General features: G+C 66.5%; 11 protein-coding genes. All 11 read right to left on the reverse strand.

What is annotated here, in order from left to right; genetic code table 11:
• Nucleotides 1-92: DUF485 domain-containing protein (locus WBQ44_RS07575; protein ID WP_495566110.1), on the reverse strand; the 92-nt coding region annotated here is incomplete at its 3' end.
• A 232-nt stretch (nt 93-324) separates the two neighbouring features.
• A complete protein-coding gene (locus WBQ44_RS07580; RefSeq protein WP_495566105.1) occupies nt 325-2,061 on the reverse strand; it encodes a sodium/solute symporter in 1,737 nt (578 codons plus the stop codon).
• A gap of 3 nt (nt 2,062-2,064) precedes the next feature.
• On the reverse strand, nt 2,065-2,370 hold the full coding sequence (locus WBQ44_RS07585; protein WP_495566111.1) for a DUF485 domain-containing protein: 306 nt from the start codon (nt 2,368-2,370) through the stop codon (nt 2,065-2,067).
• 59 nt (nt 2,371-2,429) lie between these two features.
• Entirely contained in the window at nt 2,430-3,266 is an 837-nt protein-coding gene (locus WBQ44_RS07590) for a LytR/AlgR family response regulator transcription factor (RefSeq protein WP_495566112.1), read from the reverse strand.
• A 41-nt stretch (nt 3,267-3,307) separates the two neighbouring features.
• Nucleotides 3,308-4,465 (reverse strand): sensor histidine kinase, encoded by a 1,158-nt coding sequence (locus tag WBQ44_RS07595; protein WP_495566113.1) that lies wholly within the window; start codon nt 4,463-4,465, stop codon nt 3,308-3,310.
• 28 nt (nt 4,466-4,493) lie between these two features.
• Entirely contained in the window at nt 4,494-4,829 is a 336-nt protein-coding gene (locus WBQ44_RS07600; protein WP_495566114.1) for an MmcQ/YjbR family DNA-binding protein, read from the reverse strand.
• 62 nt (nt 4,830-4,891) lie between these two features.
• Nucleotides 4,892-6,085: a lipase family protein gene (locus tag WBQ44_RS07605; RefSeq protein ID WP_495566115.1), complete on the reverse strand. Its 1,194-nt coding sequence runs from the start codon at nt 6,083-6,085 to the stop codon at nt 4,892-4,894.
• A gap of 5 nt (nt 6,086-6,090) precedes the next feature.
• Nucleotides 6,091-7,752 carry a Na+/H+ antiporter gene (locus tag WBQ44_RS07610; RefSeq protein WP_495566106.1) on the reverse strand — a complete coding sequence of 554 codons (1,662 nt, stop codon included), beginning with the start codon at nt 7,750-7,752 and terminating at the stop codon, nt 6,091-6,093.
• A gap of 28 nt (nt 7,753-7,780) precedes the next feature.
• Nucleotides 7,781-7,969, reverse strand: a complete 189-nt coding sequence (locus tag WBQ44_RS07615; RefSeq protein ID WP_495566107.1) for an antitoxin — start codon at nt 7,967-7,969, stop codon at nt 7,781-7,783.
• Nucleotides 7,970-7,981: 12 nt separating this feature from the next.
• Nucleotides 7,982-10,408, reverse strand: a complete 2,427-nt coding sequence (locus WBQ44_RS07620; protein WP_495566108.1) for an HAD-IC family P-type ATPase — start codon at nt 10,406-10,408, stop codon at nt 7,982-7,984.
• Between the two features lie 26 nt (nt 10,409-10,434).
• Nucleotides 10,435-11,327, reverse strand: an 893-nt coding sequence (locus WBQ44_RS07625) for an MBL fold metallo-hydrolase (RefSeq protein ID WP_495566109.1), incomplete at its 5' end; no start/stop codon positions are given.

The following is an 11,327-nucleotide window of genomic DNA, read 5'->3' on the forward strand; positions in this document are numbered from 1 at the left end:
ACGATGTACCAGATCAGAAAGAACGCGGTCATCGGGAAGACGAAACTGCGCAGCCTGCGTCGCAGCTCCTGAAACTCCGGGCTCGCTTGCATGTCGATGAACGCTTGCGCGTCCGGTGGCGGAGAACTATCCGGTCGTGTCACGTCTGGGCTCCCTCTTGGGTCACGTCACGGGCTGTGACGAACGAACTGGAGGGAACGTTAATGAGATGCCGATCACAAAGATATGCAGTGGCGCCGGTCACACGCCCAGTTGTGAAGAGTGTGCGCCGAACGGTCGCCTGGCGACGATGAACGGGAAGCCCGGCGGTGAACAAGGCAAAGGTCAGAGCTCGCGTTCCCTGTCTTTTCCGACGCCGAGGCGGTCGGGCGCGTGGAGACGGGTGAAGATCCGGCCGACGTCGGCGGGGACGGATCGCGCGGTCGCCTTGCTGACGGCGTACATGAGGCCGAAGGCCAGCGGAACACTCACTGCGGCGGGGTATCCGAGGATCGCCGACGCCCACCCGTTGGACCAGGTATCGGGAATCCCGACGACGGACAGCGACGCCGCGACGAGCGAGACGGCCCCGCCGCCGATCAGGCCGGCACCGGCTCCGGCAGCGGTCAGTCCTCGCCACCAGATGCCAAGCATGAGGAGCGGGCACAGTGTCGACGCCGCAACAGCGAAGACCAGGCCGACGGTGCGCGAGAGGTCGAGCGACACCACTCCCAGCGACAGTGCGAGCGGCAGCGCACCCGCGAGGACCGCAGCAATCCTGAAATCGCGGACTCGTCCCCGCAGCACATCGGTGCTGAGAACGCCCGCGATGCTGACCAGCAGACCGGACGAGGTCGACAGGAAGGCCGCGATGGCCCCGGCGGCGACGAGGGCCGCGAGCAACTGACCGGGCACCCCCGACAGCACCGAGCCCGGCAACAGCAGTACCGCGGCGTCGGAGTTGCCGGTGATGAGCAACTGGGGAACGTAGAGCCGGGCAAATACTCCGAGCAACGTCGGAAACAGGTAGAAGACACCGAGAAGTCCGAGCACGGTGAGCGAGGTGAGGCGCGCAGCCCGACCGTCGGGATTGGTGTAGAAGCGCACCAGCACGTGCGGCAGTCCGAGGGTGCCGAGGAACGTCGCCAGGATCAGCGAATACACCTGATACAGCGGATGCATCCCGCCCAGTCCCCCGCCCGGTTGTGCCCATTCGTCGTCTGTCGCAGGTGCTCCGGCAACCACCGGAACGGCCGATCGGGCGTCGAGGACGAGCGATGTGCCCTCGCCCAATTCGTGCGTGCCGGCACCGAGCTCGATACGCCCGGCAACGTCGGCGCCGTCCACCGTGCCCTCGACGAGTACGTCGATCGGCGAATTGACCTGGACGAGGACGTCGGTATTGATGTCGACGGTTGTCACGCGGTCGACCGTGGGCGGCGCCGGACTGCCGACGGCCCGGTCGTCGGCGAAGAAATGCAGCGAGAGAACGAGGGCGGGTACTGCGACGGCCGTGAGCTTGAGCCAGTACTGAAAGGCTTGTACGAACGTGATCGAGCGCATGCCTCCGCCCACCACGTTGGCGATGACGATAAGACCGACGACTGCCGCACCCACCCAACCTGGTACTCCGAGAAGGATGTTGAGCGTCAGACCCGCCCCCTGGAACTGCGGCACGAGGTAGAGCGCGCAGATGATGACGACGACCAACATCGCAAGCGTGCGCAGACGGCGCGAGCCCAGCCTGAATTCGGCGAAATCGGGAACCGTGTAAGCCCCGCTCCGGCGCAACGGCGCAGCGACGAACAGCAACAGCCCGAGGTAGCCCGCGGTGAATCCGATCGGGTACCACAGCGCATCGGCACCATACTTGGCTATCAGTCCGGCTACACCGAGAAAGGATGCAGCAGAAAGGTATTCACCGGAAATCGCGGCGGCGTTCCACCGCGGACCCACCGTGCGTGAGGCGACGAGGAAATCCGACGTCGTGCGCGCGAGGCGGACGCCGTACACCCCGATGGCGACGGTGGCGAAGGCCGCGAGGAGCAAAGCCGCGACGGTCACCCACGGAACACCCGACACGGCTCAGTCGTCCACGAGGTCGACGAATTCCTGCTCGTTGCGCTCCGCCTGGCGGACGTAGATCCAGCCGACACCGAGCAACAACGGATACACCGCAACCCCGAGTACGAGCCACGGCAACCGAATGCCGAACACTTCCGCAGCACCGAACGCCGGCACCAGGAGCGAAACCAGCGGGATCGCGAACAACACGGCGAGGGTGAGCACCGCCAACCGGATGGACAGCAGCAGCTGCGCACGCACGAGACCCCGCACCATCGCGTCGCCGACCTCGGTCTGCTCCTGCACCTCGACGCGTGTACGCACCATTCTCGCGCCCCGCCTGCGCGCCAGAACGACGCGTTGACGCGGATTGCCGCGGGATTCGGTCACCGGTTCGACCAGGACTGCAGCGGCCCGCGAACCAACCGGTCCTTGAGCTCCCTGGTGTGTCGCCTACTGACCGGCAACTCCACGGCCGAAAGGTCGCCGTCGCCGCGCAGGCACACAACAAGGCCCGAGCCGACGCTTTTGATTCCCGTCACCAGCGCAAGGGAGACCAGATAGGACCGGTGCACTCGAAGAAAGCCGACTTCGGCCCACCGACTCTCGAGCGTCGAAATCGGAATACGCACCAGATGCGAGCCTCGGGTGGTGTGCAGCCGCGCGTAGTCACCGTCGGCCTCGACCCACCCCACGCTCCCACGTTGAACCAGCGTCGTCGTACCACCCAGCTCGACCGGAATGATCTCGTCCGACGCCGACGCCGACGCCGACGCATCCGCCGAGTCCGTACGACGACCTGCGGCCAGAATCCGGCGGAGCGACTCGGTGAGCCGATCCTCGCGAAGCGGTTTGAGCAGATAGTCGACGGCACCGAGATCGAATGCGGCAAGAGCGCGATCGTCGTGCGCGGTCACGAACACCACCGCGGGCGGCCGCGCGAAATTCGCCAGAATGCCGGCCAGCTCCAACCCGTCGAGCCCGGGCATGTTGATGTCGAGGAACACCGCATCGACAGCGGGGTGCGACGGCCCCACCGGATGCTGCAATCGACGCAGCGCCGTCGTCGCGTCCGCAGCGGTGTTGACCTCCGCAACACACTCCTGGCGGTTCAGCAGAAACGCCAGCTCGTCGAGCGCAGGCTTCTCGTCGTCCACCGCGAGCACGACAAGGCCCGTCCCAGTCACTCCTGCAGGCGGCTCCACTCCCGCATTCCGGGTCATTCCTGCAGGCTCCACTCCCGGCATGTTGCCAGATCCCCCGGTCATGCCCGAATACCAGCCTTGAACTTGGGCACTCGCAGGCTGACCTTGGTGCCCGCGCCTTCAGCGGTGTCGACGACGAGACCGTAGTCGTTACCGAACGCGGCGCGCAGTCGATCGTCGACGTTGGCCAAGCCCACGTGCGCTGCCTCTCCGGCATCGAGCGTCCCAGACCGCAGAACCTCCGGATCCATCCCGACACCATCGTCCTCGATGCTGATCAAGCAGTCGGTGCCCTCGTCGGCAGCGATGATGGTGATCGTCCCTCCGCCCGCACGTCCCGACAACCCGTGCCGCACAGCGTTCTCGACGAGCGGTTGCAGGGCCAGGAACGGCAGCGTCACGTTGAGAACCTCCGGCGCCACCTGCAGTGTCACCTGTAGCGTGTCGCCGAACCGCGCGCGCTCGAGCGTCAGGTACCGGTCGATGTTGCGTAGCTCGTCGGACAGAGTCGTGAACTCCCCCGAATTGCGGAACGAGTACCGAGTGAAGTCGGCGAACTCGAGCACCAGTTCGCGTGCCCGGTCGGGGTCGGTGCGCACGAACGACGCCACCGTACTGAGTGCGTTGTAGATGAAATGCGGGCTGATCTGCGCCCGCAGTGCCCGCACCTCGGCGCGGTCCAGCCGAGCGCGCGAGGCGTCGAGTTCCGCCAGTTCGATCTGCCCGCACGCATACCTGGCCACTTCGGTGATCGCCCCGAGCATGCCCGGACCGGGAGCGGACCTGGTGACGATGCCCAGCACACCGACCACCCCGACGTCCTCGATGAGGAGCGGCTGCGCGATCAACGCCCGCACCGCGTGGCCCGCGCCCAGCGGACCCATCAGCAGTACCCGTCGCTCACCGTCGATGGCGCGTCGGGCGGCTGCACGGAACTCGTCGGTGACTTCTTCATGCGGGCCGTTCCAGGTCAACAATGCGCCGCTCGCGTCGGTGACACCCAGGGCGTCGCCCCCCGTCAGTGCGCGCAGGTGCGGCGCGGCCTCGGTGGCCGATTGGACATCGAGACCCTGACGCAGCGGCCGCGCAGCCAACGACGCCGTGTGCAGGGTCGCGTGCACGGCGCGTTCCTCGGGTGTGGTCAGGTCTCGTCGACCGCGCAGGGTGATCACCGCGACTGCGCCGATCACGCAGGCGAGAATGACCGCCAACCACATCAGAGCTGGGCTCACGGAACGGTTCTCGTCATTCCGTTGCCCGCTCGGCGTCGAGCTGGGTGATCAGTTTCTTCGGCGCGACGGTTCGGTAGGCGTCGTCGACGATGTCGGCGATGTCGTCCCAGTTCTGATCGACGTCCAGGTACACACCGATCCAGCCGCGGCCGCCGAAGTACGGCGGAGCATAGAATTTGACGGTATCGCGGGCGAGCCAATCCTGCTGCGCCCCTGCGGGTGCCGCCGCGACGAAGCCGACACGGTCGTCGTGGTGATGATCGGAGAACATCGCGAACTGCGGCGCCTTGCGCACGAACCACGCAGGTTCGCCGTGGCTGACGCGTTCGGTTGCCTCGGGTAACGCCATGCACAGTGCACGCAGCAATTGAAGCGGCTCGGCTGCCTCTGGGGTCGGTCGGTCCACGTCGTTCACCCTCCGTCGCACGTGTTCGGTGCCGGTCGGCCCGCGAACCGATCCATCAGCCAGTCGACGCCGTCGACCACGGCGGCCTGCTCGGAGTGGCCCTGGCCCGGCGCGACGCGGAGCTCGACCGTGTCACCCATCGAGCATGCCTCTCCGGCTGCGTCCTGTGTCCATTTCGGGTCGATCAGCTGGTCCTGCTGACCCGCGACGACGAGCATGGGCGTCGAGGTGCTGTTCTGCGGCAGCGACACCGACCGCAGCCAGTCGACCATCGTCACCCGCGACGCCTCCGTCGCCGGCGCTGCATCACCCGGCAGCAAACGGGTTGCTGCTTCTGCCTTTTGCACACCGAGAAGATCGGTGCAGGCCGTCAGCGCCCGATTGTCGAGCTCGAGTGCGCCGCGGATGTAGTCCGACTCCCGGACCTGCGCATCGCTGACCTGCAGGCCCGCGACGAGAAAGGGTGTCAGCAGGGTTTGCGGCAGGGTGTTCACATGCTCCGGGGCAAACATCGGGGCGAGATCCAGGGTCGGCGACAGGGCTGCTCCCCCGACGAGCTCGAGGCCGTCCCCGTAATCTGCGCGCTCGGCGGCAGCCCACACCGCGTGACCACCCTGGGAATTACCGATGGCACCCCACCGCGCACTCGCTTCGGGCACCACGTTTCTGGCCGCTCGGACGGCGTCGACAATATTGTGGGCGGCCGCGTCGGGGTTGAGGTACGGGTGGGGCCCGGGGGTTCCGATGCCCTCGTAATCGGTGACGGCGACAACCATTCCCCGTTCGAGGAAGGGTGCCACCATGCCGATGGTGCCCAGCAGGTTGGGGTACAGCGACGGTGCGCACTCGTCGGTGACACCGGTGGTGCCGTGCCCGACGGCCACGACGGGCCAACCTCCCTGGGGCGCGGCACCTTTCGGTCTGAACACGACCCCGGACACCTCAGTGCCGGTGTCGCCGGAACTCGACGTCGACCGGTACACCACCCGCGTGGCCGTCGCGCCCAGAGCGCGAACGGCGAAGTCGGTGTGTCCCATCTCGACGTCGGACACGAGCGAACCCCGCTCGTCGCCCACCGGAGCCGGCACCGTCGGTGGCTCGGACGGTGCGGGTGATGGTGGTTCGGTGGGCTGCGCGCACCCTGCAATCCCCACCAGCACGAGGGCCACCACGGCCGCCCGTGCCCCGCTCGGCAGCATTCGCACTATCGGCTTCTCCGTTCGAGTCGTGCCTCGGCCGCCGCCTCTTCCACGTCCAAACCGTCGAGCACGGTCCGCAACACCTCGTCGTCCAGCTCGCCGGCGTCACGCGCGTCGATCAGCGCCTTCCGCTGCGCGGCAAGCACATGACGTCGCAGCGTGTCGAACAGCGCTCCCGCTTGCGTGATACGCACTTCCCGGTCCTCGGTCTCGTCGGCGTCGAGCCTGGCAAGCACCGAACGACGCACCCGAGTGACCACTGCGTCCACCGCCTCCGCGTCCGCTCCGGGGATGCCCTTGGTCGACGCATCGGTCAGATAGGTCTCGGCTGCCGACCGCGAGATCGATCGAGCGAGCTGCTTCTGCTCTTCGGTCTGCTGCTGTTCGAGTGGATCGGTGACGTCGAGGCTGCGGATCAGCCAGGGCAACGTCAGACCCTGGATGAGCAGCGTCCCGACGGCGACCACGAACGCCACCGCCTGGATGACGGCTCGGCCGGGGAACGCGTCTCCCGCCACCGTCACGAGCGGCACACCGGACGCGGCGGCGAGTGTCACGACGCCGCGCATGCCTGCCCACGAGATGACGAGGTTCTGTCGCCAGGTCAACCCCAGTGGATCGACTGTCCCACGACCGTGTCGAAGACGCGCGTTGCTGCCGTGCCGCCGCAACAGCTTGCGGGTAACTGCGCGTCTGCCGGTGTTGACGAAGATCCACGCAGGTCGCACCGCCATGACGAGAAGGAGAACGGCGAGCGCGTACGCGAGAACGTGGAGCTTGGGCAGCCCGTCTCGTTCGATCTCCTGGAGAACGAATTTCAGCTGAAGCCCCATGTACGCGAACACGAATGCTTCGAGAAGCAGATCCATCGTCGGCCACACCTGGCGTTCCTGGATGCGCGTGGTGACGGGGACGTCCGCGGTGACTCGACCGAGAACGAACCCCGCGGTGACGACGGCGAGCACACCGGACGCGTGAATCTCCTCGGCCGCGAGATACGCGGTGAACGGAAGCACCAGCCCCAGCACGGTCTCCAACGCCGAATCGCTGATGCGCGAGCGCACGAACCGAACGATCCGCGACAGAATCAGGCCGACGAGAACACCGCCGACGATCTCGTAGGCGAAAAACACGATCGGTGAGTCGATCGCGATCTTCTTACCGGTCACCGACGCCACCGTCAGCGTGAACAGCGTCAGCGCGGCGGCATCGTTGACGAGGCTCTCACCGGTGAGGATGGCCATCATGCGCGACGGCAATCCGAGCTTGCGGCCGACCGCGACCGCGGCAACGGCGTCGGGCGGCGCCACCACGGCCCCGAGAACGAGGGCCGCCGCGAGCGTCAACTCAGGCACCAGCCAGTTCGCGAAATACCCGACGGCGAAGGTCGTCACGACGACCATCACGATCCCGAGCCGCAGGATGTGCCCGAGGTTGTTTCGGAAGCTGACGAAGGAGAAGTCGAGCGCCGCCGAATACAGCAGCGGGGGCAGCACCACCCCGAGGATCAGTTCCGGCGACAACGTCACGTGCGGCACGCCGGGAACGAACGACGCGATGGACCCGACGGTCACCAGGACCAACGGGACCTGCAAATCGAAACGCTTGGCGAAGCCCGCCACCGTCACAGCGGCGATGACGACGAGCAGTAGTACCGGTCCGTCCACGATCAGATGGTGCCGCTCAGCGCGAGGGTCACTTCTCCGGGATCGCCTTCTTGGCGGCTTCCTGCACCTTGTCGACCTTGTCGGCGTATTTTCCGCCGGTCTTCTGATCGATCAAGTCGGCTGTCTTGTCGACGGCGGTCTCGATCTTGTCCGAGTTCTCGGCGGCGGCCTTCTTGCCCGCTTCGACGAGACCCTTCATGTTGTCTGCGAAACTCATGATCGCTCCATCTCAAAAGGTTGCATCCGACGGATCGAAGCTTACGTCGCTTCTGGCCGCGGATCGGCGTTGCAGTGCCGTGGAAGTCCACCAGGAAACTTCGACCAGGGCGATGCCGATCGCACCGATGACGAGGGCGGTGGTCGTCAGTGCGACGTTGGACGGATCGAGTTTGAAGAAGGTCCGGCAGAACGGGATGGTGAACAATGCGAGGTAGCCGACCACGGAGCCTGCGATCAGCACTATTTTCCACCAGGAGTACGGGCGAGCGACGACTGCGAGCACCCACACCGCGATCATGATGAGCGTGATCAACGCGGTCGTACTCGCCTGCGTCACTTGCACTTCGGTTGCGTTGGGGCCCTGGTACGCCAGGAGGAACGACACGAACGTCGACGTTCCGACGATCACTCCCGACGGCACCGCGAGACGCATGACGCGCGAGACGAATCCGGTGCGCGCGCGTTCGTTGTTGGGTGCCAGCGACAGGATGAACGCCGGAATACCGATGGTGAACCAGGCTGCGATGGTGACGTGCCGAGGCAGGAAGGGGTATGGCAGCGGCTCGAAGTCGAACACCTGCGCCAGCACTCCGGAGAGGCCGATGAGGAACGCGAGCAATACCGAGTACACCGTCTTGGTCAGGAACAGGTTCGAGACGCGTTCGATGTTGCCGATGACCCGTCGCCCTTCACCGACGACGTACGGAAGCGTGGCGAACTTGTTGTCCAGCAACACGATCTGAGCAACAGCCCGTGTTGCCGGGCTGCCGGAGCCCATCGCGACGCCGATGTCGGCGTCCTTGAGCGCGAGAACGTCGTTGACGCCGTCACCGGTCATCGCGACGGTGTGCCCGCGTGACTGCAGGGCCCCGACCATCGCGCGCTTCTGATCGGGGCGTACCCGACCGAACGTCGTCGACTGCTCGACCGCGTCGGACAGCTCGTTCGCCTCATCGGGCAGGCTCCGTGCATCGACTGCGGTGCCGGGCAGCCCCAGCGAGCCGGCCACCGCTCCGACGGACACGGCGTTGTCGCCCGAAATGACCTTGACGGCAACCGACTGAGTGGCGAAGTAGTCGAGTGTGTCGCGGGCATCCGCTCGCACCTTCTGCTCGAGAATCACCAGGGCCCGCGGCGTCACGACGCCCGGCGCGGACTCGGCGTCGACGGCAAGGTCGCTGCTCGCGAGGAGGAGCACGCGCAGGCCCGCCGAGCCGACTTCCTCTGCCTGCCTGGCGATCACGGACGAGGGATCGAGCAGCACATCGGTCGCGCCGAGAATCCAGTTGCCGTTCTCGCCGTAGGACAGGCCGCTCCACTTCTTGGCCGAGGAGAACGGCGCGACCGCGGTCTGCGTCCAGCCCGGTTCGTCGGGGAATGCCTCGGCGATGGCCAGCACGCTCGCGTTGGGTCGGGGGTCGTCGTGTGCCAGAGCGGCGAGCACCGACGTGAGGACCGACGTGTCGCCCTCCTCGATCACCCGGAGCTCGGAGAGCCGCATGCCGTTCTCGGTGAGAGTGCCCGTCTTGTCGGCGCACACCACGTCGACCCGCGCGAGACCCTCGATCGCGGGCAGTTCCTGCACCAGACACTTGCGCTGGCCCAACCTGACGACCCCGACGGCGAAGGCGATTGACGTCATCAACACGAGGCCTTCGGGAACCATCGGGACGAGCGCCGCCACCATGCCGTTGAGCGCAGGCCCCAGCGACTGGCCACTGACGAACAGCTGGTTGTAGATGATCAGAGCGCCTGCGGGAATCATCAGATACGTGATGAACTTCAGAATGCGGTCGATACCGCTGCGCAGTTCCGAATGCACCAGGGTGAACTTGCTGGCCTCGTCGGCGAGCTGCGCCGCATAGGCGTCGCGGCCAACTTTAGTGGCCCGGTAGGCGCCGCTGCCGGCGACCACGAAGCTGCCCGAGAGCACCGGCGCCTCGAGGTCCTTGTGCACGGCATCCGCTTCGCCGGTCAGCAAGGACTCGTCGATTTCCAGGCTTGCGGACTCGATGACCTCACCGTCGACGACGATCTGATCTCCCGGGCCGAGTTCGATGACATCGCCGAGCACCACCTCGTTCGGCGCCACGGCCACGGCCACACCGTCGCGGCGAACCACGGGCTTGCTCTGGCCGACAATGGCCAGCTCGTCCAACGTCTTCTTCGCGCGGATCTCCTGAATGATGCCGATGCCGCTGTTCGCGATGATCAGCAAGCCGAACATGCCGTCGATGATCGAACCCGTCGACAACACGATGATCAACAACACACCGAGGATCGCGTTGATACGGGTGAAGACGTTGCCGCGGACGATGTCGCCCACCGACCGACTGGCGCGGGCCGGGACGTCGTTGGACTTGCCGTCTGCTCGAAGCCTGGCCACCTCCGCTTCGGTGAGTCCGGTTTCCCGCTGGGCGTCCGCCTCGATCGACATGCCGGTAAGCCTAGGCCGTTCCGGGCTCACCCGAGCCGCGCCCACCAACGGTCGTCGCCGACGCCGCGCGAGACATCGAGCCGCTGCCCCGGCATGGGTACCGCGGTGGCCGCACCGACCTGCTCGGCGGCCGCCTTCAACCGGACGATCGGCTCGACCCACGGGTGGAACGCCAGGTTGAACGTCGCCCAGTGCACCGGCACCAGAACTTTCCCACCCAGGTCGCCGTGCGCCCGGACGGCTTCCTCCGGGTTCATGTGGATATCCGCCCAGCGCGGATCGTAGGCACCGACGGGCAGAAGCGTCAGATCGAACGGCCCGTATTTGGCACCGATCTCCGCGAACTTCACCGTGTAGCCGGTGTCTCCGCCGAAGAACACCCGATGGTCCGGACCGGCGAACGCCCACGACGCCCACTGCGTCAGGTCACGCCGCAGGCCTCGGCCCGAGAAATGCCGCGCCTCGGTGCACGTGATCGTGATGCCGGCGATCTCCCTCTGTTCGTCCCAGTCGAGTTCGACGATCCGATCCTCGGGGATCTTCCACTGCCGCAGGTGTGCACCGATGCCGATGGGCACCACGAACGGAGCGTCCTGCAGGCCGGCCAACCGCTGAATCGTCGACTTGTCGAGGTGGTCGTAGTGATCGTGGGAGATGACGATCGCGTCGACGGCAGGCAGTTCTTCGAGCGGCACCGGCGTCGGGTGCAACCGGGCGGGCCCGATTCGCTGCGTCGGCGACACCCGACGACTCCACACCGGGTCGGTGAGAATCCGTCGACCGTCGATTTCGACGAGGGCCGACGCGTGGCCGTACCAGGTGACCGCTATCTCGCCGGCGTCCACCGGTGCCACCTGCGGCGCCAGAGGGACAGGGCCGCTCGGCTTGCCGTGGGCGCGGCGACGACGCAGAGCGACGA

The organism is Rhodococcus sp. (in: high G+C Gram-positive bacteria), assembly GCF_049591685.1.
Taxonomy (GTDB): Bacteria; Actinomycetota; Actinomycetes; order Mycobacteriales; family Mycobacteriaceae; genus Rhodococcoides.

Bases quoted from the DNA above. Each gene is read 5' to 3' on its own strand.
- WBQ44_RS07585 (WP_495566111.1), bottom strand. From the start codon at position 2,370: ATGGTGCGTACACGCGTCGAGGTGCAGGAGCAGACCGAGGTCGGCGAC.
- WBQ44_RS07590 (WP_495566112.1), bottom strand. From the start codon at position 3,266: ATGACCCGGAATGCGGGAGTGGAGCCGCCTGCAGGAGTGACTGGGACG.
- WBQ44_RS07595 (WP_495566113.1), bottom strand. From the start codon at position 4,465: ATGTGGTTGGCGGTCATTCTCGCCTGCGTGATCGGCGCAGTCGCGGTG.
- WBQ44_RS07600 (WP_495566114.1), bottom strand. From the start codon at position 4,829: ATGGCGTTACCCGAGGCAACCGAACGCGTCAGCCACGGCGAACCTGCG.
- WBQ44_RS07605 (WP_495566115.1), bottom strand. From the start codon at position 6,085: ATGCTGCCGAGCGGGGCACGGGCGGCCGTGGTGGCCCTCGTGCTGGTG.
- WBQ44_RS07615 (WP_495566107.1), bottom strand. From the start codon at position 7,969: ATGAGTTTCGCAGACAACATGAAGGGTCTCGTCGAAGCGGGCAAGAAG.
- WBQ44_RS07620 (WP_495566108.1), bottom strand. From the start codon at position 10,408: ATGTCGATCGAGGCGGACGCCCAGCGGGAAACCGGACTCACCGAAGCG.